Source organism: Rhizobium sp. Rhizsp82 (assembly GCF_047325115.1).
Classification (GTDB): Bacteria; Pseudomonadota; Alphaproteobacteria; order Rhizobiales; family Rhizobiaceae; genus Rhizobium.
In genome coordinates, this window is the sequence record NZ_CP168570.1 from 1,811,730 (window position 1) to 1,837,601 (window position 25,872).

Here is a 25,872-nt window from a genome sequence, read left to right on the forward strand (position 1 = left end):
AACTCTTGTAGATGATTATTTGGCACCCTTTCACCTTTCCATTTAAGCAAGCCGAAGGGAATGCGCATTAGCCTATTCACAATTTCTATTGTCACTTTTACAGCGTACGGCCTGGGCCGGTTGGGAGCGTCGTCATGAACGAAATGAGTGCCAAACAATGGCAGTCTGACGGCGATCTTGCAGAAGAAACCAAGCGTCTCGTTGTCGCCACCGAAGCGATGATGGCCGCCAACGCCCATCAGTCCGACGGCATCGAGAACGTCCGCCTCAAGGCGATCGTGCACGAACTTCCCGATTTCCTCTACGTCAAGGATCGTGACAGCCGCTTCGTCTTCGCCAATGCCGTCGTCGCCCGCAGCCACAATTTCGAGAATGCCGCCGATATTGCCGGCAAGCGCGATTTCGATCTCTTCGAATTCGAGATGGCGCGGCGCTATTTCGATATCGAGCAGGAGATCATGTCGACGGGCGTTCCGGCGCTCGACATGGAAGAGATTATCCCGGTGCCCGGCCGCAAGCCGATGTGCCGGCTGACCTCGAAGATCCCGCTGCGCAACGATCGCGGCGAGGTGGTCGGCCTCATCGGCGTCTCCAGAGACATTACCGAGCGCAAGCGCCAGGAAGACCTGCGCCGCGGCCAGTCGGCCCTCCTCGAAATGATCGCCCGCAACGAGCCGCTGGAAATGATCCTCGAGGCGCTCGTTCTGCTCATCGAGGCCGAGCTCGATGGCGTCACCGGTTCCGTCCTGCTGCTCGACCGCGACGGCACCCGCCTTCATCATGGCGCGGCCCCGAACATGCCGAGCGCCTATAGCCGCATGATCGATGGCATCCCGATCGGCCCCAAGGTCGGCTCATGCGGCACCGCCGCCTGGCGCGGCAAGACCGTCATCGTCTCGGATGTGCTCTCCGACCCGCTCTGGGAAGATTTCCGCGGCGTCGCCGCCGAATTCGGCTTCCGCTCCTGCTGGTCGGCGCCGGTCCTGACCTCGCAGAACAACGTGCTCGGCACCTTCGCGCTCTATTCCGATACGGTGCGCGAACCCAGTGAGCACGAGCGCGAAATGGTCGCCGTCGCCACCCATATCGCCGGCATCGCCATCGAGCGCAAACGCGTCGATGACCGCATCTATTTCATGGCCCATCACGACGACCTGACGGGCCTGCCGAACCGCGCCTTCCTGAAGGAGCGCATGGCAAAAACCCTGTTTCAGGCAGGCCGCAACAACCGCAAGGTCACCGTCGCCTATATCGACCTCGACAATTTCAAGGACATCAACGACAGCCACGGCCATGCCGCGGGCGACGAGGTCCTGAAGGAGATCGCCGCGCGCATGGTCAATTGCGTGCGCGCTTCCGACATGGTCGTCCGTCTCGGCGGCGATGAGTTCCTCGTCGTCCTCGTCCATCAGTCCAGCCACGATGCCGGCATCCAGCGCCGCCTTCGCGAGCTGCAGAAGGCGCTGACCCGGCCGGTTATCCTCGATGGGACGGAATTCCCGGTCACCAGCAGCATCGGCGTTGCCGCCTTCCCCGCGGGCGGCAACACGCCGGAAGAGCTGATCGCCAATGCCGATCAGGCCATGTACCGGGCCAAGGAACTCGGCCGCAACAGGCTGCAATATCACAATCGCCAGCGCGACTACTGCGTCGATATCCCGCTGACCGAGGAAGAGGAACTGCGCCAGGCGATCGTCGCCGATCACCTCTGCCTGCATTACCAGCCGCAGGTCGCCGTCGTCTCCGGCCGCCTGACCGGCCTGGAGGCGCTGGTGCGCTGGAACCATCCGCAACGCGGCATGGTCCCGCCTAGCAATTTCATCCCGCTTGCGGAGGAAAGTGGCCTCATCATCCCGCTCGGTCTCTGGGTGCTGAACGAAGCCTGCCGCCAGGCGCGCGAATGGCAGGATCGCGGCCTGAAGCCCGTGACCGTCGCCGTCAATGTGTCCGCCAAGCAATTCGCCGACCCGGATTTCGCCGGCCACGTCCACGAAGCGCTGGAACGCCACCGCCTCGATCCGCGCTGGCTGGAGCTGGAGCTCACCGAAAGCACCGTCATGCAGGACGTCGACAAGGCGATCGGCATCATGGGCCGCCTGCACCGGCTCGGCGTGCGCCTGTCGATCGACGATTTCGGCGCCGGCTATTCCAGCCTCGCGGCGCTGAAGACCTTCCCCTTCGACCGGCTGAAGATGGACCGCTCGCTGGTCGAGGCGCTCCCCGGCGACAAGACCGCCGTCGCCATCGCCTCGGCCGTCATCTCGCTCGCCCAGACCCTGCAGCTGACCGTCGTCGCCGAAGGCGTCGAGAGCGACGCCCAGCTGGAATTCCTGCGCTGGGCAAAATGCGAGGAGGCCCAGGGCTTCCGCTTTGCCAAGCCGCTGCCACCGGGCGACGTGGTGCGCATGTTCAAGTAGCCGGGCGGCGCAATTTCCGCCCGCTACTGGCGCTTCGCAGCGATGCCGCTATCTTCCCTCGGATGATGCGACCCGACGCCCTGCTTTATCCTGCCCCCGAAGGGCTTTTCTGCCCGGAGGGCGGGTTCTATATCGATCCTGTCAGGCCGGTCGACCGGGCGCTCGTCACCCACGGACATTCCGATCATGCGCGCCCCGGCCATCGCCATGTGCTGGCAACGCGCCAGACGCTCGACATCATGCGGCTGCGCTACGGCGCGGATTTTGCCGGCAGCGAACAGGCCGCCGCCTTCGGCGAGGAAATCTCCGTCAACGGCGTCAAGGTGAGCTTCCATCCAGCCGGCCACGTCCTCGGCTCGGCACAGATCGCGGTCGAGAAGAACGGCACCCGCATCGTCGCTTCCGGCGATTACAAGCGGCGGCGGGACCCGACATGCGCTGCCTACGAGCCCGTCCCCTGCGACGTCTTCATCACCGAGGCGACCTTCGGTTTGCCGGTCTTCCATCACCCGGACCCGATGGACGAGATCGGCAAGGTCTTCGCGTCGCTGCGCCAGTTTCCCGAGCGCACCCACCTGATCGGCGCCTATGCGCTCGGCAAGGCCCAGCGCGTCATCCGCCTGCTGCGCGATGCCGGTTACGACGAGCCGATCTATATCCACGGCGCCATGGAGCGGCTCTGCGATTACTATCAGGGGCAGGGGATCGATCTCGGAGAGTTGCTGCCCGCCACTGTCGAAGGCCGCGACAAATCCGTCTTCAAGGGCGCCATCGTCGTCGGCCCGTCATCCGCCTTTGCCGACCGCTGGGCGCGCCGCTTCAACGAACCGCTCCCCGCCTTCGCCTCCGGCTGGATGATGGTGCGCCAGCGCGCCAAACAGAACGGCGTCGAACTGCCGCTCGTCATTTCCGACCATTGCGACTGGCCGGAACTGACCGAAACGATCACCGAACTGCACCCGGCGGAAGTCTGGGTCACCCACGGCCGCGAGGAGGCGCTGGTGCGCTGGTGCGAGCTGCAGGGCGTGAAGGCCAGGCCGCTGCATCTCGTGGGCTATGAGGATGAGGGGGATTGATGGAGCTCATGTCCGTCGGCCATCGTGCCCCGCCAGCCCCCCTCTGCCCTGCCGGGCATCTCCCCCACAGGTGGGGAGATTGGCTGGGCGCACCCGCTCGCTCCAACTTTAGTTGTTTGGCGATGTCATGGCCGCGAGTCGATCTCCCCCCTTGTGGGGGAGATGTCCGGCAGGACAGAGGGGGGTACCCCACCCAGAGTTCCGGCGGCCCCCACCCATGAAGCCCTTCGCCGACCTCCTCGACCGTCTCGTCCTCACCCCCTCGCGAAACGGCAAGCTTAAGCTCCTCACCGACTATTTCCGCGACACGCCGGATCCCGACCGCGGCTACGGCCTTGCCGCCATCGCCGGAACGCTCGAAGTCCGCAACGTCAAGCCCGCCATGCTGCGCGAGCTGGTGCTGGAGCGCATGGACGAGGTGCTGTTCCGCTATTCCTACGACTATGTCGGCGATCTCGCCGAGACCATCTCGCTGGTATGGGACAACGAGAAGGACATCGAGCGCTCCGCACTCGCGCAGCCCCGCCTCGGCGAAGTCGTCACCCGCATGAATGCGCTGGGGCGCACCGAAGTTCGCAGCTATGTCCGCGATCTCCTCGACCGGCTCGATGCCTCCGGTCGCTTCGCGTTCATCAAGCTCGCCACCGGGGCACTGCGCATCGGCGTCTCGGCCCGCCTCGCCAAGCAGGCGCTCGCCGATCTCGGGGCGAAGGATGTCACCGAGATCGAGACGCTCTGGCACGGTCTCGAGCCGCCCTACGAATCGCTGTTCGAATGGCTGGAAGGAAAGGGCGGCAAGCCGGTGCTGGCGACGCCGGCGATCTTCCACTCCGTCATGCTCGCCAATCCCGTCGAGGAGGGCGACCTCACCAATCTCGACCCGAAAGACTATGCCGCCGAGTGGAAATGGGACGGCATCCGCGTCCAGCTCTCCCTCTCCGGCGACACGCGAAAGATCTATTCCCGCTCCGGCGACGACATCTCCGGCGCTTTCCCCGATGTCCTCGATGCCATCAGCTTCAACGGCGTCGTCGACGGCGAGCTGCTGGTCGGCGGCACTGCCCGCTCCAACAGCCCGACCCGCACCTTCTCCGACCTGCAACAGCGCCTGAACCGAAAGACGGTGACCGGCAAGATGCTGGAGGAATACCCCGCCTTCATCCGCGCCTACGACCTGCTCTTCGACGGTGAGGAGGATGTGCGTGGCACTGTCTACACCGAGCGCCGCGACCGCCTCTCGGAGATCATCGAACAGGCGCCGCACGACCGCTTCGACCTCTCGCCGCTCGTCGATTTCTCCACCTGGGAAGAGCTCGACGGGCTGCGCTCCACGCCCCCCGATCCGGTCATCGAAGGCGTGATGATCAAGCGGAAAGACAGCGTCTACCAGGCGGGCCGCATGAAGGGGCCGTGGTTCAAGTGGAAGCGTAACCCCTATAATGTCGATGCCGTGCTGATGTATGCGCAGCGCGGCCACGGCAAGCGCTCCAGCTACTATTCCGATTTCACCTTCGGCGTCTGGGCCGAGATGCCGGATGGTGAGCAGCTGGTACCCGTCGGCAAGGCCTATTTCGGCTTCACCGATCAGGAGCTCGAAGTGCTCGACAAGTTCGTGCGCAACAACACCACCGAGCGTTTCGGCCCGGTCCGCGCCGTCAGGGCGGACAAGGAGTTCGGCTTCGTCGTCGAGGTTGCCTTCGAGGGGATCAACCGCTCGACCCGGCATAAATCCGGGGTGGCGATGCGCTTCCCGCGCATCTCGCGTCTCAGGCCCGACAAGCCGAGCTACGAGGCCGACCGGCTGGAAACGCTGGTCGCCATGATCGACGCCAGGGCGGCGGAATGACGCGCCTGCGCAAAATGCCGCAGGGTCACATTTTCAACACAAAGTGTATTGGTTGTCATTGCATTTGCAGGCACATTTTAGCGGCCGGGTACATAGAGTGCTGAACAATGACCGATGACCAGAATGCCTTCTTCCGTCAGCGCCGCTCGGTTCTTGCGGGCATTGCCGGAAGCCTGCTGCTGCCGGGCATGGCCCGCGCTTTCGACGTTCCCGCAAAGCCCAAGCTGATCTCCCACGACTACGCCAAGGTCCGCAGCCATTTCCGCACCAAGCTGCTGCAGAAAGGCCCGGCGCCGGACAAGTACGAAACCCTCGTGGCACCCGCCGATGGCGACCAGATCTTCTACCGCTCGGGGGCGGGGAGCGAGCTGGAACTGCGCGCCTGGGTCAGCAAATATACCCGCACCCGCCAGCCCAAACCCGCCGTCCTCTTCCTGCATGGCGGCAATGCCATGGGCATGGGCCATTGGGTGCTGATGAAGCCCTATATGGATGCCGGTTTCGTGGTGATGATGCCGTCGCTGCGCGGCGAAAACGGCCAGATGGGCAATTTCTCCGGCTTCTACGACGAAGTCGACGACGTGCTCTCCGCCGCCGACCGCATGGCGCATCTGCCTGGTGTCGACCAGAATCGCCTGTTCATCGCCGGCCACAGCATCGGCGGCACGCTGACCATGCTGGCGGCGATGTCGACCCACAAGTTCCGCGCCGCCGCCCCGATCTCCGGCAATCCGGACGCCTTCCGCTTCTTCAACCGCTACCCGCAGGATATCCGCTTCGACGACAGCAACGAGCGGGAATTCGAGGTCCGTACCGCGCTTTGCTACGCCGAAAGCTTCAAATGCCCGGTCCGAGTCGTCCACGGTACGGAAGAGGAGCATTTCAACGACCGCGCCGACCTGCTCGCGCGCCGCGCGCGGCGCGCCAACATCCGCATCGAAACCGATACGGTCGCGGGCAACCACACCTCGGCACTCCCCGCCGAGATCGCCCAGAGCATCCACTTCTTCCAGGGCGTGGCGGCGTAAAAACCGCCCCCGACACCAGCTTCACGCCAGCCGCAAATGCCATCCTTCCGGCAGATATGTTTCTCTGCCGATTTCGATAAGGGTGGATCTATGACTTTCTTGCGCCGGGTGCTGCCTCTTGCCGGGCTTGCTGTTGCTGCCTTGTCTCTTGCCGGCTGCAACGTGCTGATCCCCGATACCGGCGCCACCGATCCCGCCCGTTTCGTGCAGGAGACTGCGCCGGTCTTCTATCAGCCGGGCACCAATCCCAATCGTGTCCGCCCGATCGATGCGCCGGTGCCGCAGCGGCCCGGCGTTCCGGCGACGATCTACAATCAGAGCTACGGCATTCCCGGCCGCACCTTGGGCGCCACCGATCCGGGTGTCACCTACGGCATCCCGAGTGCGGCATCCAGCCGGACCTACGGCCTGCCGGTCAGCAATCCGGTCAGTGTCGCCATGTATGCCGAAAAGCAGGATGGCGATTTCCGGCTGCCGGCCATTCCCGTCAGCCGCGTCAGTTCCGAGTACCTGCGCCAGGAAGTCGACTATCCGAGCAACGAAAAGCCCGGCACGATCGTTGTGGATACCCGGACCAAACACCTCTATCTCATCGAGCCCAATGGCAAGGCGATGCGCTACGGCGTCGGTCTCGGCCGCGAGGGCTATGCCTGGTCGGGCCGTGGCGTGATCCAGTGGAAGCAGAAATGGCCGCGCTGGACGCCGCCCGACGAAATGGTCCAGCGCCAGCCCGACGTGCGCTCCTTCTCCGCCGAGAACGGCGGCATGAATCCTGGCCTCGGCAATCCGCTCGGCGCCCGCGCCATGTATATTTTCCATGACGGCAAGGACACGCTCTACCGCATCCACGGCACGCCCGAATGGCAGTCGATCGGCAAGGCGACCTCGTCCGGCTGTGTACGCATGCTGAACCAGGATGTCGTCGATCTCTACGACCGGGTTTCCGCCAAGGCTGAGATCGTGGTGATGTAGCGGCGCAACAGCGCCGCCGATATCGTGCGCTCACTGCTGGACAAGACTTCGTGAAGCTATGGTTTATTTAGCTGGGGCCGATAGATTTCAAAGAGACGTTCATTGCGTCGAATGAATCAAACGGGGACCGGCCTGCCGTTACGGGCCGGTTCCGCGTCAGAAGGAAGTCCCTCCCAGGCCATGAGCTTCGAAAAACCTCTTTCCCGCCGCAGCTTTCTGTCTTTCTCGGCATTGACCGCGGCCTCCGCGCTCGCCGGCTGCGCTTCCACATCCAGTGCCCCGGGCGTCCAGCCCGTAGCCTTCCGCGTTCCGCGGCTCTTCCAGACGACGCCGGCCCCCACCGATGCCGAACTGGAAGTCATGTATGGCCCGATCGAAGACGGCGGCTTCCTGATCCCCGCCGTTCCCTATCAGCAGATCGATCCGCGCTTCTACCGCCAGCAGGTCATCGACCCCACCGGCCAGGCGCCGGGGACAATCGTCGTCGATACGCCTTCGCGCTTCCTCTATCTCGTCCAGCCGGGCGGTACGGCGATGCGCTACGGCGTCGGCATCGGCCGCGAAGGCTTTGCCTGGTCCGGCAATGGCGTGATCCAGTGGAAGCAGAAATGGCCGCGCTGGAAGCCGCCGAATGAGATGGTCGCCCGCCAGCCGGAGCTCACCAAGTATTCGATCGCCAATGGCGGCATGGAGCCGGGCCTGAAAAACCCGCTGGGCGCGCGCGCGCTCTACATCTTCTCCAATGGCGAAGACACGCTCTACCGCCTGCACGGCAATCCGGAATGGCGCTCGATCGGCAAGGCCGTCTCCAGCGGCTGCGTCCGCCTGCTGAACCAGGACATCATCGACCTCTACGACCGCGTGCCGCAGAAGACCCCGATCGTCGTCTGGCAGTAAGCAACTGCTGTCGCGTCAGCGGCGGCGAACGCCGCAAGCGCAAGCGCAGGGCAGGCCACATAAGAAAGCACTCCAAGCCCGCTTGGGGTGCTTTTCATTTATATCCTCAAGCGCCCAGCTGCGCCTCGATCGCCGCCTTGTCAATCACCGACCAGACCGCGCACACCAGCCCACCCTCGAAGCGGTAGAACACATTCTCCGCAAAGACGATGCGCCTGCCATTCACCGGCAGTCCCATGAACTCCCCCACCGGGGCGCAATCGAAGGCAAGCCGCGCCGCGATATGCGGCGGGTCGGAGATCAGGAGGTCGATGGTGAAGCGCAGGTCGGGGATTTCCCGGTAATCCTTCTCCAACATGGCGCGATAGCCGGAAAGCCCGAGCGGCCGGCCGTTATGCGCTGCGTCGGGATGGACGAAGCGCCCGAGCTGCGCCCAGTCCTGCGCGTTCAGGCAATCGATATAGCCGCGGTAGAGAGCCGCCAGCTGTTCTTTCGTCTCGCTCACGCTTTTCTCCTCAGGACTGTGCCGATCTCCAGGGGTTAATCCGAAAGAAGTATCGAGGTTCCCATCTTCTTCGGCAAAGCTTGGCGAATGCAGCCAGCAGAGAAGGTTGCAAGTCGATCCATCGTCCCGTCATGGTTATATTTGGTTTCAAAAAGTATAGCCATTTTCCTATCAACAAAGAAATGCCGCATTGCAGCACAATCTTGCTCGCGCTGCTCAATACTTGCCGCCCTGGCAAGCTCTCGTCCGCGACTGACTGAAGAACACTCTGGTCTTCCGAAAGAAAAGGATAGTTGAATGCACGGCATGTCTGTCTCCTCGTCGAATGATCTTGAAGCCGTCGCCCGCAAGGGTGGCAAGCTGCGCCGCATGGCGGTGCGCATCCCCACCTATCTCGCCGATATCAGGGAAAACCCGGCCTGGCTGCCGATGTTTCTTTTGGCGCGCACCATTCCCGGCCGCCGCGCCCATTGGCTGACGGCCAGGCGCGTCAACGACGGACCGCAGGTGCTGCCGTCGCTGTTTGCAGGCGTCGAGGTGGATGATGTCGTGGATAGCCTTAAGGGAGAGGGGCTGTTTTCGGGGCTCGTCCTGCCCGGCCATATCCACCGCGAGATCGCCGGTTTTGCCGCGGAGACGCCGTGCTTCGGCAATTTCGACCGCCGCCTGGAGTTCCGCGCATCGGAGCATCGCGATGCCGAGAAGCGCTTCGGCCGCGCGCTCCTGAGCGGCCATCATTTCGAGCGCGCGCTGGATTGCGATGCCGTGCTCGCCGTGCAGAAGGATCCGCTGCTATCTGCGGTCGCCCGGCGTTATCTCGGCGCGCAGGCGCAGCTCATCACCACCCGCATCTGGTGGAGCTTCCCGACCGAAGCCAGCGAAGCAGACCGCAGCCTTGCCTCGCTCGACAAGTATCACTTCGATCTCGACGACTGGCGGATGCTGAAATTCTTCTTCTATCTCGTCGATGTCGACGAGGGCACCGGCCCGCATATCTATGTCAGGGGCAGCCACAAACGGCGCCGGATGAAGCACCAGCTGACATTGCTCGTCGGCCACCCGGCCGATGAGATCCTCGATTATTACGGCAGTGACAGCGCGGTAACGCTGACCGGCAAGGCCGGACAGGGCTTCGTCGAAGATCCGTTCGGTTTCCACATGGGCACGGTGCCGAAAACAGCGCCGCGGCTGATGATGGAAGTCGGCTTCGGCGTCTCGAAGCCGTCCCGGCGCCGTTTCCACGGCGAGCCGGTGATCCGCTGAAAAGCCTTGCTGGCGCTCAGGCGAGCGCCTGCATGTAGCGCATGCCGGTGACCGGGCGCGCCGTGAAATCCATGTACTGGTAGAAGCGGTGCGCCTGGATATTGCCGGTCGCGGCGCTGACCGAGAGGTAGTCGCAGCCGGCGGTCTTCGCCGTCTCGCGGGCGCGGTTGACGAGATGCTGGCCGATGCCATGGCCGCGATGGCCGTCACGCACGAAGAGATGGTGCAGATCCATGCCCCGCTTGCCTTCCTGGGCGCGGTAGAGCGGGCAGAGAATGGCGTAGCCGATCAAGCCCTCGTCGGTCTCGGCCACCAGCGCGGTGATCCACGGAACCGGGCCGAAGAGGTCGCGCTCCAGCTGCTCCGGCGTCGATCCTGCGGCATCGCCGTGATGCAGCGCAAGCAGACTGATCATCTCGTTGAGTTCGGGCAGATCGCGCGGCTTTGCCGTGCGGATCGTCACCACGGGCGCCCGTATCAATGAGATTTCGCTGTCTTCGATTTCAATCATGGCCTTCGCGTCCTTTTCTATTTCTGCCGTCAGGACGCTGCCGATACAACAAAGCCGCCTGACGGCGGCTTGTTGACAATATGATCTGTCGAGCCGCCCCTTACAGGTACAGCCAAAAATACGTGCTGGTGATGTGCGCGTTCTTGATCATGAAGCGATAGATTCTCCAGATCGCGGATTTTGTCAATGGCACTTTCGGTGCATGGCGGTACGGCCTTTATTCCTTTGGCCGCCGGACAGGTGAATTTTTCCTATTCGATCAACCGTTGCCGCTTCCATCGCTTACTGTCACGATATGGATATGAAGAATATCCTGATCGTTGACGGTGCTCGAAATGCCACTTTCAGTGTGTTCCAAGCCAATGAGCGGGAATACGCCATCATCTTTCCGAGCGGGCAAGACATGGAGCTGATCGAAGATCTGATCGCACGGATCGGTGATGATGAAGCCGGCCGGCTGCTGGCGCCGATTTGGAAGCGGCCTATCCTCAAGCGAGAGGCAATGGGAATCCATGGGACGCTGTTCTTCGACAATGAGACCACCCAGCGAATAATGCCGGCATCAAAGCGCGAGGTTGATTGGGACGATGCTTCGATCAACCAGGCGCAAAGGCTTCTATTCTCTCAACACCGCTGAGCGCGCCAAGCAGCTTTGAGCCGCGTTTCGACATGCTATTCGTCCTAACAAAACACATAGATCAGCCCGGCGATCGCTGCGATGCAGATGAGGGCGAGTGTGCCGCGTTCGATCCGGCCGCTCATCGCGGCCACCATGCCGCAAGCGACGAGAGGCTGAAAATCAGGGCGACGGCGAGGGTGATTGCGCACCAGCCGAGCGCCCGGCGCACGGATTGCGGCAGGCGCCGCAGCGCCGGTTCGATTTGTGCCGGAGCGGCGGATGCCACCGCTTCGGCCTTTACTTCCTGCTGTTCATCCCCGGAATTCTCCATCGGGAGACCTCGCATCGCCGCTCGGTGTCAGCCGTTGCATCCCCATGAAACGCGCCGGTAGGGATGGTACACTGCCGGTGCCGGTCTGGCTTTTGCATTTGACATGTCGGCGTTGGAAATCGGCGTCAACGTTCGGACACTTCACAGCGCCCATCCGCGCAGCCATCGCCGCCGCCCGCGCTCTCGCCCGCATCCTTCACCGGCGCCGCCAGCGCCATGGCGATCCGGGCGCCGACGGCCATGTCGTCTTCGACGCCGAAGGCGTGGTGCAGGATGGTGCCGTCGCGGCCGATGAGGACGGAGGAAGGGGTGCCGCGCAGGCCGTAGCGGCGCATGGTGACAGGAATTTCCGACTGGCCGTCGGTCTGATCGACGCCGATCGGCGAGGTCAGCCGGTATTCGTGGATGAAGGCCTTCAGCGTCACCGGCGTCATCGCCTCGTGATGCTCGAAGACGGTGTGGAGGCCGATGACCTGCAGGTCGGTATGGCCGAACAGCCGCTCGATGCGGCGCACCTGCGGCAGGCTTTCGGATACGCAGCCTGGGCAGAGAAGCTGGAAGCTGTGGAGATAGATCACCCGTCCGCGCAAGCCTTCGAGGGTCAGTGGCGCCCTGGTGTTGAACCATTGGCTGACGGCGAGTTCTGGCGCGGTAATGGCGGTTTCGTTCGGCATTGCTGAAATCCTTTCGTGAGCCGGCCCGCCCCGGCGCAGTTGCAAACGGCGCATGCGGGGGAGTAAGTCTGGGCGGCTTTCTCTTTTCCATTTGCCTGGAGAGAGGAACATGCCGGTCCGCCGATGGCAGTTGGCGGACCGGCGCCTTCCTTACTTGGCGGGCATGACCTTGCCGGGCAGGCTGAGATTGCCCGAGGCGACCTTGAAGACATTGTCGATGCAAAGCAGCGGCGAGTGCAGGTTGCCGTTGATCTTCAGCCCGGCCGTCACGCCATCATAGGACGCGCCCTTGATGCCGCCGATCAGCGACAGCGGGATGGTGACGTCGACGGTATCGCCCTTCAGCGCCGTCGGATATTCCGGGCTGTCGATCAGAAGCGGCACGCCCGGCCAGGTGGCCGGCAGCTTCGGCTTGCTGCCTTCGGGGATATCGCTGACCTTCAGCCCGCCGGCGCAGGCCTTGTCCTCGTTCAGCACGACCCAGTGCGGATGCCAGACGGAGCGGTTCTTCTTGCCATAGGCCGCATCGTCGAAATCCGGATGGAAGGTAACGGCGAGCGCGACGATCCCCTTGTCCTTCTCGAAGCCGATGTCGCCGCTGTTGAGCGAGGTCGGCCAGACATAGGCATAGACGCCGGATCCCTCGAATTTGCCTGTCGCCGCGGGCTTTTCGCTGCCGGCCTCGCCGCGCACGCGGATCGAGAAGGTCGCGCTGTCCCTGGTTGTGGTGATTCGCGTCTCGATGATGTCGAACGCCGCCTTCACCTTGTCGTCCGGCTTGGCTTCGACGGAGTGGGCAGCAGTGAAATTCGGCGCGAGCGCCAGCGTTCCGGCGATCAGCGCGCCGGTCAGTATAGGCCTGAACATGGTCGGTTCCTTTCCTGTTCCTGTTTGCCTGGAGAGCCTGCCTATCCCCGTTGAAAGGCGTCCCAGGTGGCAGCCCGGGTTGCCGGATCGGCAGTTTCATGTTCGCGGCAATCGACGCGGAAATCGCGTTGGCCGAAGGCCGCATTCACGAAGTCGCAATGATGCGGCCTGGCCGCGTCATCGTGCTGGTAGGGCCGGAAATAGCGGCAGGTGGCGCACATGCGCTGCACCGGTATCGCCTCGGCCTCCTGGAGATGCCGGATCATCTTGACGATCGACATCAGCAAATCTTCCTGTTCACCGGCGGGAAGCGCCCGCGCCGCCGCTGCCGCCGATCCCTCGGCCGCGCTCGCCTCGGCCAGGATCGCCCGTCCCGCAGCGCTCACCACCACGGCCGCCGCGCGCTTGTCGCCCGCTGCCGCTGCCTTCGCCGCATAGCCCTTGCGCTCCAGCGCTGCGATCGAATCCGTCGCCGTCGGCTGCGAGACGCCGAGATGGACGGCGATCTCCTTGACCCGTACCGGCCGGTCGCGCCCGGCGAGGTAATCGAGGATCGCAAGCTGCGTCGGTTTCAGGCCGGTCGCTTCGGCGCGCGTCCAGTCGTCGCTGCGCATGGCGGCTGCCAGACGCGCCAGGCCTTCGCTGATGCGGTGTGAGATCGGGGTCGGGTCAGATGGCGTTTCCATGATGCTTATATATAGGACTCCTATATAAATTCAAGATAGATCTGCGGCAGCTTGGCTCTTTCGTAAAGGTGCATCTCCGTGATAGGGTACCCCCCTATATTAAATCGAGAGCAGACATGTCCCACACCCAACATCAGAAAAAGAAGCTGATCGCCCGCATCAGCCGCCTCAAGGGCCAGCTCGAGGCCGTCGAGCGCGCGCTGGAGGCCGAACGCCCCTGCGGCGATATCCTGCAGCTTCTGGCCTCGATCCGCGGCGCGCTGAACGGGCTGACCGGCGAGGTGCTGGACGACCACCTGCATGAACACGTGCTGCACGCCGCCGACGAGAAGGCGCGGGCCGAGGCGGTGGAAGAGATTTCCGAAGTACTGCGGACCTATATCCGCTGACGAGTTGAGGACTGCGCAATGACTGCGAACACGCTTGAACATGAACACGTCTTCCTGGGCGCCGATCACGACCGCAACGAACGCCGCATCTGGCTGGTGATCGCGCTGACGGCGGCAATGATGGTCGTCGAGATCGGGGCAGGGACCTATTACGGCTCCATGGCGCTGGTCGCCGATGGTTGGCACATGTCCACCCATGCAAGCGCGTTGCTGATCTCCGCCTGCGCGTATCTCTATGCCCGCAAGCAGGCCCATAACCCGCGCTTCACCTTCGGCACCGGCAAGCTCGGCGATCTCGCCGGTTTCGCGAGCGCCATCATCCTGGCGCTGATCGCGCTGCTGATGGCTTGGGAGAGCTTCCTGCGCATCACCCATCCCGTGCCGATCAGCTTTGCCCAGGCGATCGGCGTTGCCGTCGCCGGTCTTGCCGTCAATCTCGTAAGCGCCTGGCTGCTGCGCGGCGAGGGTCATCATCACGGCCACAGCCATGGCCACGACCACGGTCACCACCACCGCGGGGATCACGCCCATCACGGCCCCGGAAATCACGGCCATGGCGCCGACAACAACATGCGCGCCGCCTATATCCATGTCATCGCCGATGCGCTGACCTCGGTGCTCGCTATTGCCGCACTTGCCTTCGGCAGCGTCTATGGCTGGCTGTGGCTCGATCCGCTGATGGGCATCGTCGGCGGCGTCATCATCGCCCAGTGGTCCTACGGCTTGATGAAATCCTCCGGCCGCGTGCTGCTCGATGCGATGGAAGAGAACGAGGATCTGCCCGGCGAAATCCGCCAGGCGATCGAAACCGGCGGCGACCGCATCACCGACCTGCACGTCTGGCAGGTCGGCCCCGGCCACCACGCGGCGATCGTCGCCGTCGTCAGCGCCGATCCGCAGGCGCCGGAGGTTTACAAGGCGAAGCTCGAGGCCCTCGGCGAATTGTCGCATGTGACCGTAGAGGTCAGCCGCGCAAGGGCTGCAGCCTGATATCTTTTTTGACGCGGCGACATCGCGCCACAATCGCTCCTTAATTCTGTCCTCCGGTGATTCTGCCGGAGGATTTCATGCCCATTGCCCTGACCCGCCGGAGCCTGCTGATAGGCTCTGCGCTTCTCTATCCCGCCGTCATGCTGGTGCCGGGAGCGCGGGCCGATGACGATGATGTCGACCAGCAGCTGGCGGCACTCGAAAAGCGCACGGGCGGCCGATTGGGCGTCTCGGTCATGGATACCGGCACCAATGTCAGCTTCTCCAATCGCGAGACCGAGCGCTTCCCGCTGCTCAGCACCTTCAAGGTCCTGGCCTCCGGCATGGTGCTCGCCCGGGTTGACAAGGGCGAGGAAAATCTCGAACGCCGCGTCACCTACGATCAGGACAAGATCGTCACCTATTCGCCGGAAACCGAAAAGCATGTTGGAGCCGAAGGCATGACCGTCGGCGAGCTCTGCAAGGCGGCGATTACGCTCAGCGACAACACCGCCGGCAACCTGCTGCTCGAAAGCCTGGGCGGTCCGGAAGCGCTGACCAAATGGCTGCGCTCGATCGGCGACACCTCGACCCGCCTCGACCGCATCGAGACCGCGCTCAACGAGGGCAAGAAGGACGACCCGCGCGACACGACGACGCCGGATGCGATGCTGGATACGCTCGGCAATCTGACCATTGGCTCGGTGCTGTCGGAGCCCTCGCGCACGCAGCTGATCGACTGGATGGTGGCAAATACCACGGGCGCCGCCCGCCTGCGCGCTGGGCTGCCGGAGGAGTGGAAGATCGGCGACAAGACCGGCACCGGCAATAACGGCTCGGCCGCCGATATCGCCGTCCTCTGGCCGGAGGAGAGCGGCTCGCCGATCCTCGTCGCCACCTATATCGCTGAGGCGACGGCGCCGGTTTCCGAGCTCAACGAAGTCTTTGCCGAAGTCGCCAAGATCGCCGCCGGCATGCTGCAATAATCAATTCCGTCAAAGCGATACGGCGGAGATGTGAATCTCCGCCGTATCGACTTGAATCGGATTATGAAGGGGCGCCGGACTATGCAGATCGGCCCCGGACCGGTCAGCCGGAAGTGGTCTGATTGTCGGATGCTGTCTGCGGCACGTCTGCCGTCGCCTGGCTGCCCTTGCCGTCGTCGTCGATGCCGGTAAGCTGCTTCTTGATCGCATCGGCGATCTGCTTTTCGATCGCCGCCCGGGCGTCCGGATCCATCGCCTTGAGGCTCTCTTCGCTGAGGCCCATCTGGTCGAGAATGCTTTTGCGGATCTTCTCCGCCGGCGTCATGTTGGCGTAGTCCTGGAATTCCTGAAGCAGCGCATCGTGCTTCTGCTTGGCCTCGACATCGGCGTCCGTCTCTTGCGCGATCGTCGTATCCGATGCCGTCTGCATCGACCACATCACGCTGGAGATCGAAGGCGCCGTATAGCTCGGCGCCATCCCGCCGCCGACTTCACGCGCACTGCTCTCCGTCTGCATCGGCGCGTTCTGCTGCTGTTGCTTGGCGCGCTGGTCGCTGGAAAGATTGTAGGGATTGAAAAGGCTTAGAACACTGCCGTTGATTTCCATGAAAAGGACTCCCTCAAAGATTGCGCAGACCATCGGCCGCAAAACCTGCGCGAAGCTGGATTTGCTTATTTCAGGTTGTGCTGAAAGGATAGCTGGGTAGGTTTGCTGACAGCGGGTGAGGGGTGTGGTATATCCCTTTTACGGAAAGGATATCCCGTGGCTCTCTACGTCAAGGATGAGGAAGTCGGACGGCTTGTCGAACGGCTGGCAAAGGCTCGGCGGCAGACCAAGACCGAACTGTTGCGGCAGGTCCTGCAGAAGGAAATCGAGCGGGAAGGCATCGAGCCGTCGCTTGTCGAAAAGGGTATGGACTTCGCCCGCAAGCTCAGAGCGAAAGGCGACCCCGCAGCCGGCCAGCCTGCCGACAAGGCCTTCATCGATAGCCTCTACGAGGACTAGGGATGTTCGTCGACGCATCGGCCCTGACCGCCATTCTGACATCCGAGGAGGATGGCCCCGACTTGCTCGCCCGCCTGCAATCAGGTACTCGCCGCATCACCTCGCCGCTCGCGGTCTGGGAAACGGCAATCGCCGTCGCCCGCATCCTCGGCCTCGATGTGGCGGGCGCCCACCAGGCGGTCGAAGACTTCCTGTTGCTCGCCGCAATCGAGGTCATCGCCGTTCCGGCAGAAACCCGCCACGCCGCCATCGCCGCCTATGCTCGCTACGGCAAATCACGCCACCCGGCCGCCCTCAACTTCGGCGACTGCTTCGCCTACGCCTGCGCCCGTGAACAGCGCGTGCCGCTGCTTTACAAGGGTGATGATTTTTCGCAGACGGATATTGAGGCTGTGCTTTGACTGGGTGAAATCAGCGCCCGGAGCCCCCTCATCCGCCCGTTGGGCACCTTCTCCCCGCTGGGGAGAAGGGAATGCCGTCGATGCCTCTTGTGCCAACTTCCCCTCTCCCCTTGGGGAGAGGGTAGGGTGAGGGGGCTCCGGGTGAGACGGACCTTCTACTGACGAGAACCCTCCATCAAGGCAACGTATACCCAATCACATAATCCCCCGGCTTGGTCCCCACCGACCCATGCCCGCCGGCAACCATCACCACATACTGCTTGTTGTCAGAGGTCGTGTAGGTCATCGGCGTCGCCTGCCCACCGGCCGGAAGCCTGGCCTGCCAGAGTTGCGCCCCGCTGGTCACGTCATAGGCGCGCAGATAGTTGTCGACGGCGGCACCCAGGAAGGCCACGCCGCCCTTGGTCATCATCGGGCCGCCGATGCCGGGGACGCCGACCTTGAAGGGCAGGGGCAGCGGCGTCATGTCGTGGACCGTGCCGTTCTTGTGCATATAGGCGATCTTGCCGGTACGCAGGTCGACGCCGGCGACATAGCCCCATGGCGGCGCCTGGCAGGGAATGCCGAGCGGTCCGAGGAATGGTCCCATGAACACGCCATAGGGCGCGCCGTCATTGCGGTTCAGGCCCTGTTCGCTGCCCTTCTCGTCCTGCCCCTTCGGCGGGATATCGGCGGCCGGAACGAGCCTTGAGGTGAACGCGAGGTAGGTCGGCATGCCGAACATGATCTGCCGTTCGGGATCGACGGCGACGGAACCCCAGTTGAAGGTGCCGAAATTGCCGGGATAGACGATCGTGCCCTGAAGAGACGGCGGCGTGTATCGGCCCTCGTATTTGTAGCGGTGGAACTCGATGCGGCAGGCGAGCTGATCGAACAGCGAGACGCCCCACATGTTCTTTTCCTGCAGCGGATCGGGCGAGAAGGTGAGATCCGAGATCGGCTGCGTCGGCGCCGTCTTGTCCTCCGGAATGGCGCCTGATGGAGCCGGGATTTCCTTGAAGGGAATGATCGCCTCGCCGGTGCGCCGGTCGAGCACATAGATATCGCCCTGCTTGGTGGGCGCCACCAGCGCCGGCACGACGGAGCCGTCAGGCTTGGTCATGTCGAAGAGCACCGGCTGGGCCGGAACGTCCATGTCCCAGAGATCGTGGTGGACGAACTGCTGCACCCATTTCAGTTGACCGGTGTTGATGTCGAGTGCTGCGACAGAGGAGGAGAACTTCTCGACATTGGCGCTGCGGTTCATCCCGAGCTGGTCGGGCACCTGGTTGCCGAGCGGGATATAGACCATGCCGAGGCCTTCATCGACCGAAAGCACCGACCAGCTGTTCGGCGAGTTGGTCGTGTAGGTCTGCCCCTGCGGCAGCGGCGTCGTCACATCCGGATTGCCGGAATCCCAGTTCCAGAGCAGCGCGCCGGTATTGATGTCGAAGGCGCGGATGACGCCGGACTGTTCCTGCGTCGAGTAATTGTCGTTGACGGCCCCGCCGATGATCAGCTTGCCCGCAACGGCAACCGGCGGCGAGGTCGAATAGTAGTAACCGGCCGGATTGTATTTCATGCCGGTCTCGAGATGCAGCGTGCCCTTGTCGGCAAAGTTCTCGCAGACCTTCCCGTCCGCCGCATCGAGCGCGATCAGCCGGGCATCGGAGGTCGGCAGGTAGACGCGGTCGACGCAGGGCTGGCCGGCCGCCGTCGCCGTGTCGTGGTAATAGGTGACGCCGCGGCAGGTCTGGTGCTGCCGGTCCGGGTTCATGCCGGAATTGGCGTCGAACTTCCATTTCTCCTTGCCGGTCTTGGCATCGAGTGCGATCGCCCAGTTATGCGGCGTGCAGAGATAGAGCGTGTCGTTCACCTTCAGCGGCGTCACCTGATAGGTGGTCTCGCCGACATCGTCGGGCCGCTTGACGTCGCCGGTCTGGTAGCGCCAGACTTCCTTGAGATCCTTGACGTTTGTGGCATTGATCTGGTCGAGCGGCGAGTAGCGCTGGCCGAAAGGGGTGCGCCCATATTGATGCCATTCGCCATCCGGCACATCGCCGCCGAAGGGCGGGGCGGCCGCCACCACATCCTTCGGCAGATCGCCGGCTAGATCATGCGGATCCGTCGTCATCGAGTAACCGGCAACCAGGATGGCGATGATGACGGGAACGCCGAGCGGCCAGGGATTGGCGCTGTAGACCGCGCCGGTCGGGCTCGCAAAACCGAGCGGCCGGCGGATCCACGGTGTCAGCAGCCAGAGCCCGAGCAGAATGATGAGGCCGCCGCGCGGCCCGAGCTGCCACCAGTCGAAGCCGACTTCCCAGACGGCCCAGATCAGCGCCGCGACGACGAGCGCCGCATAGACCCAGAGGGCGACGGCCTTGCGCATCAAGAGCAGCACGGCGGTGATGATGAACATCAACCCGGCGAACAGATAGAAGATGCTGCCGCCGAGCAGCACGAGCCAGAGCCCGCCGCCGCCAAGCGCCAGTCCGATGAGGATAAAAAGGATGGAGGTTATGGCAATCGCCATGAAAGGATCTCCCGCTGAAACCCGCTTCCGGGGGCGGAGCGCGGGCAGGGTTTCCCGGGGGCCGGGATCGAATTGCGAAAAGGCCCGCGGCAAGGGCTGGAGGCTGCCACCGCAAGCATTCTCAAGCACATAGAGCGAGACTTCTGCCTTTCAACCGCCACAATTGCCGCAACCTGCGCAGGGCAGCCATGTGCCGAACGGGCGCCGGCTATCTGCCGTCCAGGCGCGCTACAGGCAGCTGACCTGACCGGCCGACATATAGGCGGCAAGCTGACAGGCGATCCAACCGAGGGTGAAAATCGTCACATGGCAGGAAGCGGCGAAATATCTACTTTGACGGAAGCTCGTCAGAAACGCGGCAGCCGGAACGACGATCAGACCAAAGCCCGCAAGCGCTATCAGCAGCCATCCCAAGGGCGCAATGTAGATCGGAATGAGCTGCCAGCAATTGGCAAATTTATAAGGGCCTGCAGTGAGGTAGGCCGCGATCGCCAGAGCCACCCACAGTAAAATGTGAACCGACCACAGGAGCCGCACCCGCAACTGTCGCATCGTCGCTCCTTGGTGGCCACATCGACCATGGTTTCGCTTAGCGCAGTCAGGTCACGAAATGCAACCAAAAATGGAGAATTCGGACGAGTGCTCCGATATCTTGAGGCCTAGCGGGAGCATCGCTACTGCCGGGGCAGCGTGAGTAGGCGGCAATGTCGCATTGCGGTTTCCGGCGAGCAACGTTATCAGGGCTACGCCTTCAGGGCAGGGGTCATATGAAATATCTTGGTCGCAGATTCGAGCAGTGGGCGGTGCGCATTCTATGCGCCATCGCGCTCGTCTCCGTCGGCTTTGCCCATCAGCTGCCGGTCGCGGCGGCCGAGCTTTCCGGCCCCGCCGATTATTCCGCCTATGCCCTGCCGGACGGAACCCTGCCGACGCTCTGCGTTACCGTCACCGACGATAGCGGCAAGAGCCAGCATGGCGCCGATCACAATCACGGCTGCGAAGCCTGCCGCATCGGCGCCACTGCAATGCTGCCGTCTCCGGCCGATGTGTCGGGTGCGCCGCTCGGCTATGCCGTTGCCGAAGCCGCGCCGTTGCGCGCCGCCGTCTTCCACCGCGATCCCTTCCCGCCGAATACAGGGCCGCGCGCCCCACCCGCAGATCCGCTGACTGCCTGAACCCGCGCCCCGGTCATCCGGCCCGGCGGCGTGCTTCGCTTTCGGCTGCGTCTCGGGCGCTGCCATGGATCTGGAAATTCTCTCATGTCTTCAATCACCTCCACCGAGCCGGTGGAGAGCGCCGCTTCGGGCGTCTCGCTCTACCGCGCTATCTGGCGCTGGCACTTCTTCGCCGGCCTGCTTGCCGTGCCCTTCATGCTCAATCTGGCGATCACCGGCTCGCTCTATCTCTTCAAGGACGAGATCAACAACAGCCTCTTCGCCTATCGCTATGATGTCGCCCCGGCCGGCCAACCGCTGGCGCCGCAGGCCATCGCCGATATCGCCACTTCGGCCATCCCAGGCTCCGTCGCCACCACCTACAGGGACCCGGCGACGCCGGAGCGTTCGGCGATCGTCACGGTCTCAGGCGAGGGCGGCCCGACGCTGGTTTTCGTCAATCCCTATGACGGCAAGGTGCTCGACACGGTCGCCTCGGCAGACGAGTTCAACACCGTCGTCAAGCACATCCACAGCCTTGCCTATTTCGGCGATTTCGCCAACCGCCTGGTGGAGATCGCCGGCGGCTTTGCCATGGTGCTTGTCGTCACCGGCATCTATCTCTGGTGGCCGCGCCGCCAGACGGGTGGTGTCGTCAGCGTCCGCGACACGCCTGACAGACGCGTCTTCTGGCGCGACCTGCATGCCGTCACCGGCGCCTTTGCGGGTCTTCTCATCCTGTTCCTGGCGGTCACCGGCATGCCCTGGTCGGGCTATTGGGGCGCCAATGTGCAATCCTTCCTCGGCAGCCACGGCATGGGCTATCCGGCGCAGCTCTGGGACGACGTGCCGAAATCGGCGAAGGTGACGGAAGATATCCTGCCGAAGGTCGGCTGGACCGTCGAGAAGGCGCCGGTGCCGCTCTCCGATATCGCCGCCGCCCAGTCGAAACAGCCGATCGGGCTCGACAAGGCCGTCGAGATCGCCAAGGCGGCGGGCGTCACCCCGGGCTTCGACATGGCGATCCCGTCAACCGCATCAGGCGTCTATACCGCGGCGATCTTCCCCGACGATCTCTCCCGCGAGCGCACGCTGCATATCGACCAATATTCCGGCAAGCCGCTGGTCGATATCAGCTTCGGCGCCTATCCCTTCCTCGGCAAGGCGATCGAATGGGGCATCAATGTCCATCAGGGGCAGGAATGGGGGCGGTTCAACCAGTTCCTGATGCTGGCGACCTGCCTCGCGATCATTCTCTCCTGCGTCACCGCCGTCGTCATGTGGTGGAAGCGCCGCCCGCTCGGGCGCGTCGGCGTGCCGCCGCTGCCGCCGCAGCGCTCGGTCTATATCGGCCTCTGGGTGATCGCGCTCGCCTTCTCGCTGGCTTTCCCGCTGACCGGCCTCGCGATCCTTGCGATGATCGCCTTCGACCAGCTCGTCATCCGCTTCGTGCCGCCGCTGCGGCGCGCGTTCTCGTAAGGGAGACGACGATGAAAACCGTCCCGATCCTGATCGCCGCCTTGCTGGCCGCGCCGATCACCGCCCATGCCGAGACGATGCAGATGCCCGACGGCACGACGATGGACATGCCGATGGACCAACCGCCCTCCGGCGATCCGCAGCAGCTGATTTCGGATGTGCTGAAGACGATGTTCGAAACCCCGGCCAAGCCGCTCGCCATCGGTCCGGTCACGGTCCAGGGCGGCTGGGCGATCGCCGGCTGGCAACAGGACGGCCGCGGCGGCCGCATCCTGCTGCAGAACGGGGAACACGGCTGGCGTCCGCTGCTCTGCAGCGGCGATGCGATCAGGGAAGGGGACGCGCTCACCAAAGCCGGTGTCCCCGCCACCGATGCGACCGCGCTGGCCGCTGCTCTCAGGGATGCCGAAGCCACAGCCGATCCAAAGGCCCTGCAAGCCTTCGCCAGCTTCGAGGGCACGGTGACGCTCGGTGCCGCGACCACCTCAGCCGCCCATTCGGGTCACGAAGGTCACGGCAAATAGGGCCGGTCGGTGGGCGACTTCCCTTCTCCCCAACGGGGAGAAGGTGCCCGATAGGGCGGATGAGGGGGCCGCATGCCGCAGCAATCACCCCTTCAAACTCAAGTCCCGCAAAACGTCTGCAAAACCCGCTCTTCCAGCTTCGGCGGATCCATATAGGCCGCAAATGCCGGCTGATCCTGATAGGGATTGGCCAGCACCTTCACCAGCGCCTCAAACAGCGAGAAATCGCCGTCTTCCATGGCGGCGTTGATCGCCTGCTCGATCCGGTGATTGCGCGGAATGAAGGCCGGGTTGACCGCAAGCATTGCCGCACTCCGCTCCACCCGCGTCTGCGAATCGCGGACGATCCGCTCGCGCCAGCGCACCAGCCAGCCCATCGCCTCGCCGATGCCATCGAATGTCGAGAGAAATTCGCCCTCGGCCGCATCGTCACCCGCGAGCTTCGAAAGCCGCCGGAAGGCCAGCGTGAAATCCGCCTGTCCGGCCTGCATGGCCGCCAGCAGCGCCTGGATCAGGTCGAGATCGCCATCCTCTTCGGACGCAAGCCCGATCTTCCTGCGCATGCCGTCAAGCCAATGGGCCTGGAAGCGCTCGCCATAGCCCTTGATGACCGTATTGGCGAGATCGACCGCCTTGTCCTGATCCTCGTCGAAGAGCGGGATCAGCGTCTCGCCGAGCCGCGCCAGGTTCCACTGGCCGATGCCGGGCTGGTTGGCATAGGCATAGCGCCCCTGCTGGTCGATCGAGGAGAATACGGTGCCGGGATCATAGGCATCCATGAAGGCGCAGGGGCCGAAATCGATCGTCTCGCCGGAGATCGTCATATTGTCGGTGTTCATCACGCCATGAATGAAGCCGATATGCAGCCAGCGGGCAATCAGCGCCGCCTGCCGCTCGGCAATGGCTTCGTAGAGCGCGAGATAGCGGTTTTCGGCGCCCGAAATCTCCGGATAATGCCGCTCGATTACGTGATCGGCGAGCGCCCTGACGCCATCGGTATCACCGCGCGCCGCAAAGAACTGGAAGGTGCCGACGCGGATATGGCTGGCCGCCACGCGGGTAAACACCGCCCCCGGCAGCACCCGCTCGCGATAGACGGGTTCGCCGGTCGAGACGGCCGCGAGCGCCCGTGTCGCGGGAATGCCGAGCGCATACATCGCCTCGCTGACGATATATTCGCGTAGCACCGGCCCAAGTGCGGCGCGCCCGTCACCCCGCCTGGAAAACGGCGTCTGTCCGGCGCCCTTCAGCTGGATGTCGCGGCGCCTGCCGTTCCGGTCGATCACCTCGCCAAGCAGGATCGCCCGCCCGTCGCCGAGCTGCGGGTTGAACTGGCCGAACTGATGTCCGGAATAGGCCATCGCCAGCGGATCGGCGCCGTCAGGCACGAGATTGCCCGAAAACATCGCCGCGCCATCAAGCTTCAGCCGCTCGACATCGAGCCCGAGCTCGGCTGCGAGCTCCTCGTTCAGCTTGATCACCCAGGGCTCCGCCACCTGCGACGGCGTCTGGCGCGCGAAGAAATGCGCCGGCAGCCGGGCATAGCTGTTGTCGAACGGAAATACGGCGGCGCGAGGCGCGTTCTGTGACGGTGCTGAGCTCATGCCTCAATAGGTAGGGCCGGGGTGGAGGCGGCGCAAGCCGCTTCCGCCGCTACGCCGGCACATAAGTCAGCCGCACGACATCGCCGACGATCCGCTCATGGGCGGCGAGCCTCAGCGGCGGGCGCGGCCCGGCAAAGAACGGCCGCCCGTGCCCAAGCACGACCGGATGCGTATAGAGCCGGTATTCGTCGATCAGCCCGCTATCGGCCAGGCTATGCGCCAGCACCGGCCCGGCAACCGTGATCTCCCCCTCACGCTCCGCCTTCAGCCCGGCAATCACTGCCTCGACATTGTCGCGGACAAGCACCGCATTCGGCCCGACCTCCGTCAGCGACCGCGACACCACCCATTTCGGCAGCTTGCGCCAGGCCTCCGCAAAGGCCCGGTGCTCATCACCCCAGCCCTCCTGATCCTCGTCCCAATAGCGCATCAGCCCATACATCGTCCGTCCATAGACGGTGGCGCTCAGCTCCTGCGTCCGCTTCACCCAATGGCCGAACAAGGGCTCCGGCGACATCCGGTCATGATCCACATAACCGTCGATCGACTGGTTCATCTCAAACACAAGCTTCGCCATGCAAGAAAACCTCCACCAGGGGTTGGAGTGTAGCGGGAAACGGCGATGGGGGGAATGCGCGGGGCGTCGGGTGGCTTGCAGCTTTTTGTGCTATATCTCAGCTTGCAGCGACGTTGGGGAACGCAGATGAAGACGCTCAGCGTGACTTTACCCGCAGAGATGATCGATGCGATCAAGGCGCGCGTCGATGCAGGCACTTACGTTTCGCCGAGCGCGGTCGTCGAAGAGGCAATACATGCGCTGCTTCGCGGAGAGGCGGAGCACGAGGAGGCCATGGAATCCATCCGCGCCCGCGTCAGGGCTTCATTGGAGGACCCGCGCCCGGATTTGACCAGCGAAGAGATGTGGAAGGAACTCGAAGGCCTCTTCGAAAAGTATCGCTGAGACACGCGCCCGCCGAGGGTGCAGTTCCACCCACCCAAGTAGCCATTCGGTTACATCATGCCAGCATTTCCTAAAATGCATGCCTTTGCCACATTTGCGGGCGTATACACGTCGTTATCCCCCGTGTGGCATCATGCCATTTCACATCTGCGGCCCTGTCGTCATCAATGGCTTCGCCGCGTCATTGCGAGT

General features: G+C 63.6%; 30 protein-coding genes. 18 read left to right on the forward strand and 12 right to left on the reverse strand.

What is annotated here, in order from left to right; translation table 11 throughout:
• The first annotated feature begins 134 nt into the window (after positions 1 to 134).
• From ACEN84_RS13710 to ACEN84_RS13735, 6 genes are all read left to right on the forward strand, one after another.
• Positions 135 to 2,417, forward strand: a complete 2,283-nt coding sequence (locus tag ACEN84_RS13710) for an EAL domain-containing protein (protein WP_413711157.1) — start codon at positions 135 to 137, stop codon at positions 2,415 to 2,417.
• 65 nt (positions 2,418 to 2,482) lie between these two features.
• Entirely contained in the window at positions 2,483 to 3,493 is a 1,011-nt protein-coding gene (locus ACEN84_RS13715; protein ID WP_413711158.1) for a ligase-associated DNA damage response exonuclease, read from the forward strand.
• A gap of 217 nt (positions 3,494 to 3,710) precedes the next feature.
• Positions 3,711 to 5,339 carry a cisplatin damage response ATP-dependent DNA ligase gene (locus ACEN84_RS13720; protein ID WP_413711159.1) on the forward strand — a complete coding sequence of 543 codons (1,629 nt, stop codon included), beginning with the start codon at positions 3,711 to 3,713 and terminating at the stop codon, positions 5,337 to 5,339.
• Between the two features lie 107 nt (positions 5,340 to 5,446).
• Positions 5,447 to 6,367 carry an alpha/beta hydrolase family protein gene (locus ACEN84_RS13725; protein ID WP_130278808.1) on the forward strand — a complete coding sequence of 307 codons (921 nt, stop codon included), beginning with the start codon at positions 5,447 to 5,449 and terminating at the stop codon, positions 6,365 to 6,367.
• 90 nt (positions 6,368 to 6,457) lie between these two features.
• A complete protein-coding gene (locus tag ACEN84_RS13730) occupies positions 6,458 to 7,339 on the forward strand; it encodes a L,D-transpeptidase (RefSeq protein WP_413711160.1) in 882 nt (293 codons plus the stop codon).
• A 180-nt stretch (positions 7,340 to 7,519) separates the two neighbouring features.
• Positions 7,520 to 8,236 (forward strand): L,D-transpeptidase, encoded by a 717-nt coding sequence (locus tag ACEN84_RS13735; protein WP_112719234.1) that lies wholly within the window; start codon positions 7,520 to 7,522, stop codon positions 8,234 to 8,236.
• A gap of 106 nt (positions 8,237 to 8,342) precedes the next feature.
• Here ACEN84_RS13735 and ACEN84_RS13740 read toward each other — a convergent pair whose 3' ends face one another.
• Positions 8,343 to 8,741, reverse strand: a complete 399-nt coding sequence (locus ACEN84_RS13740) for an ester cyclase (protein ID WP_413711161.1) — start codon at positions 8,739 to 8,741, stop codon at positions 8,343 to 8,345.
• 35 nt (positions 8,742 to 8,776) lie between these two features.
• A complete protein-coding gene (locus tag ACEN84_RS13745) occupies positions 8,777 to 9,049 on the reverse strand; it encodes a hypothetical protein (protein WP_413711162.1) in 273 nt (90 codons plus the stop codon).
• Here ACEN84_RS13745 and ACEN84_RS13750 point away from each other — a divergent pair.
• Positions 9,039 to 10,004, forward strand: coding sequence for a phytanoyl-CoA dioxygenase family protein (locus tag ACEN84_RS13750; protein ID WP_413711163.1), 966 nt, complete (start codon positions 9,039 to 9,041; stop codon positions 10,002 to 10,004). The two genes, ACEN84_RS13745 and ACEN84_RS13750, sit on opposite strands and share 11 nt — an antisense overlap.
• A 16-nt stretch (positions 10,005 to 10,020) precedes the next feature.
• On the opposite strand, the gene ACEN84_RS13755 is transcribed toward ACEN84_RS13750, so the two are convergent.
• On the reverse strand, positions 10,021 to 10,515 hold the full coding sequence (locus tag ACEN84_RS13755; protein WP_199626418.1) for a GNAT family N-acetyltransferase: 495 nt from the start codon (positions 10,513 to 10,515) through the stop codon (positions 10,021 to 10,023).
• A gap of 186 nt (positions 10,516 to 10,701) precedes the next feature.
• Between ACEN84_RS13755 and ACEN84_RS13760 the strand changes: the two genes are divergently transcribed.
• Positions 10,702 to 10,839 carry a hypothetical protein gene (locus tag ACEN84_RS13760; RefSeq protein WP_413711164.1) on the forward strand — a complete coding sequence of 46 codons (138 nt, stop codon included), beginning with the start codon at positions 10,702 to 10,704 and terminating at the stop codon, positions 10,837 to 10,839.
• The gene (locus ACEN84_RS13765) at positions 10,817 to 11,152 is read left to right on the forward strand and encodes a hypothetical protein (protein ID WP_413711165.1); all 336 of its coding nucleotides are present in this window, start codon (positions 10,817 to 10,819) and stop codon (positions 11,150 to 11,152) included. The genes ACEN84_RS13760 and ACEN84_RS13765 overlap by 23 nt, the downstream gene beginning before the upstream one ends.
• Before the next feature lie 121 nt (positions 11,153 to 11,273).
• Here the strand turns inward: ACEN84_RS13765 and ACEN84_RS13770 are convergent, their stop codons facing one another.
• From ACEN84_RS13770 to ACEN84_RS13785, 4 genes are all read right to left on the reverse strand, one after another.
• Positions 11,274 to 11,465: a hypothetical protein gene (locus tag ACEN84_RS13770; protein WP_199626420.1), complete on the reverse strand. Its 192-nt coding sequence runs from the start codon at positions 11,463 to 11,465 to the stop codon at positions 11,274 to 11,276.
• Positions 11,466 to 11,590: 125 nt separating this feature from the next.
• On the reverse strand, positions 11,591 to 12,139 hold the full coding sequence (locus ACEN84_RS13775) for a redoxin family protein (protein ID WP_413711166.1): 549 nt from the start codon (positions 12,137 to 12,139) through the stop codon (positions 11,591 to 11,593).
• Between the two features lie 150 nt (positions 12,140 to 12,289).
• A complete protein-coding gene (locus ACEN84_RS13780) occupies positions 12,290 to 13,006 on the reverse strand; it encodes a hypothetical protein (RefSeq protein ID WP_413711167.1) in 717 nt (238 codons plus the stop codon).
• A 41-nt stretch (positions 13,007 to 13,047) separates the two neighbouring features.
• Complete coding sequence (locus tag ACEN84_RS13785; protein ID WP_413711168.1) at positions 13,048 to 13,692, reverse strand: MarR family transcriptional regulator; 645 nt, start codon at positions 13,690 to 13,692, stop codon at positions 13,048 to 13,050.
• A 116-nt stretch (positions 13,693 to 13,808) separates the two neighbouring features.
• Here ACEN84_RS13785 and dmeR point away from each other — a divergent pair, with 116 nt between their 5' ends.
• From dmeR to bla, 3 genes are all read left to right on the forward strand, one after another.
• On the forward strand, positions 13,809 to 14,081 hold the full coding sequence (dmeR, locus tag ACEN84_RS13790; RefSeq protein WP_112719225.1) for a Ni(II)/Co(II)-sensing transcriptional repressor DmeR: 273 nt from the start codon (positions 13,809 to 13,811) through the stop codon (positions 14,079 to 14,081).
• An 18-nt stretch (positions 14,082 to 14,099) separates the two neighbouring features.
• The gene (dmeF, locus tag ACEN84_RS13795) at positions 14,100 to 15,071 is read left to right on the forward strand and encodes a CDF family Co(II)/Ni(II) efflux transporter DmeF (RefSeq protein WP_413711169.1); all 972 of its coding nucleotides are present in this window, start codon (positions 14,100 to 14,102) and stop codon (positions 15,069 to 15,071) included.
• A gap of 77 nt (positions 15,072 to 15,148) precedes the next feature.
• Positions 15,149 to 16,036, forward strand: a complete 888-nt coding sequence (bla, locus tag ACEN84_RS13800; RefSeq protein WP_413711170.1) for a class A beta-lactamase — start codon at positions 15,149 to 15,151, stop codon at positions 16,034 to 16,036.
• Positions 16,037 to 16,139: 103 nt separating this feature from the next.
• On the opposite strand, the gene ACEN84_RS13805 is transcribed toward bla, so the two are convergent.
• A complete protein-coding gene (locus ACEN84_RS13805) occupies positions 16,140 to 16,643 on the reverse strand; it encodes a hypothetical protein (RefSeq protein WP_203429376.1) in 504 nt (167 codons plus the stop codon).
• 156 nt (positions 16,644 to 16,799) lie between these two features.
• On the opposite strand from ACEN84_RS13805, the gene ACEN84_RS13810 reads away from it, so the two are divergent.
• Together ACEN84_RS13810 and ACEN84_RS13815 are read left to right on the forward strand one after the other, a co-directional pair.
• On the forward strand, positions 16,800 to 17,042 hold the full coding sequence (locus tag ACEN84_RS13810) for a type II toxin-antitoxin system VapB family antitoxin (RefSeq protein WP_413711171.1): 243 nt from the start codon (positions 16,800 to 16,802) through the stop codon (positions 17,040 to 17,042).
• A 2-nt stretch (positions 17,043 to 17,044) separates the two neighbouring features.
• Positions 17,045 to 17,443, forward strand: coding sequence for a type II toxin-antitoxin system VapC family toxin (locus tag ACEN84_RS13815; RefSeq protein ID WP_413711172.1), 399 nt, complete (start codon positions 17,045 to 17,047; stop codon positions 17,441 to 17,443).
• Positions 17,444 to 17,618: 175 nt separating this feature from the next.
• On the opposite strand, the gene ACEN84_RS13820 is transcribed toward ACEN84_RS13815, so the two are convergent.
• Both ACEN84_RS13820 and ACEN84_RS13825 read right to left on the reverse strand, forming a co-directional pair.
• The gene (locus ACEN84_RS13820; protein ID WP_413711173.1) at positions 17,619 to 19,958 is read right to left on the reverse strand and encodes a glucose/quinate/shikimate family membrane-bound PQQ-dependent dehydrogenase; all 2,340 of its coding nucleotides are present in this window, start codon (positions 19,956 to 19,958) and stop codon (positions 17,619 to 17,621) included.
• Between the two features lie 228 nt (positions 19,959 to 20,186).
• Positions 20,187 to 20,510, reverse strand: coding sequence for a hypothetical protein (locus ACEN84_RS13825; RefSeq protein ID WP_413711174.1), 324 nt, complete (start codon positions 20,508 to 20,510; stop codon positions 20,187 to 20,189).
• A gap of 215 nt (positions 20,511 to 20,725) precedes the next feature.
• Between ACEN84_RS13825 and ACEN84_RS13830 the strand changes: the two genes are divergently transcribed.
• From ACEN84_RS13830 to ACEN84_RS13840, 3 genes are all read left to right on the forward strand, one after another.
• On the forward strand, positions 20,726 to 21,133 hold the full coding sequence (locus ACEN84_RS13830) for a hypothetical protein (RefSeq protein WP_413711175.1): 408 nt from the start codon (positions 20,726 to 20,728) through the stop codon (positions 21,131 to 21,133).
• Positions 21,134 to 21,217: 84 nt separating this feature from the next.
• A complete protein-coding gene (locus ACEN84_RS13835) occupies positions 21,218 to 22,591 on the forward strand; it encodes a PepSY-associated TM helix domain-containing protein (RefSeq protein WP_413711176.1) in 1,374 nt (457 codons plus the stop codon).
• 11 nt (positions 22,592 to 22,602) lie between these two features.
• Positions 22,603 to 23,115, forward strand: coding sequence for a copper uptake system-associated protein (locus ACEN84_RS13840; protein ID WP_413711177.1), 513 nt, complete (start codon positions 22,603 to 22,605; stop codon positions 23,113 to 23,115).
• 98 nt (positions 23,116 to 23,213) lie between these two features.
• Here ACEN84_RS13840 and ACEN84_RS13845 read toward each other — a convergent pair whose 3' ends face one another.
• Positions 23,214 to 24,719 (reverse strand): protein adenylyltransferase SelO, encoded by a 1,506-nt coding sequence (locus ACEN84_RS13845; RefSeq protein WP_413711178.1) that lies wholly within the window; start codon positions 24,717 to 24,719, stop codon positions 23,214 to 23,216.
• A 49-nt stretch (positions 24,720 to 24,768) separates the two neighbouring features.
• Complete coding sequence (locus tag ACEN84_RS13850; protein ID WP_413711179.1) at positions 24,769 to 25,296, reverse strand: dihydrofolate reductase family protein; 528 nt, start codon at positions 25,294 to 25,296, stop codon at positions 24,769 to 24,771.
• A gap of 126 nt (positions 25,297 to 25,422) precedes the next feature.
• Between ACEN84_RS13850 and ACEN84_RS13855 the strand changes: the two genes are divergently transcribed.
• A complete protein-coding gene (locus tag ACEN84_RS13855) occupies positions 25,423 to 25,680 on the forward strand; it encodes a type II toxin-antitoxin system ParD family antitoxin (protein WP_413711180.1) in 258 nt (85 codons plus the stop codon).
• Positions 25,681 to 25,872 lie beyond the last annotated feature (192 nt).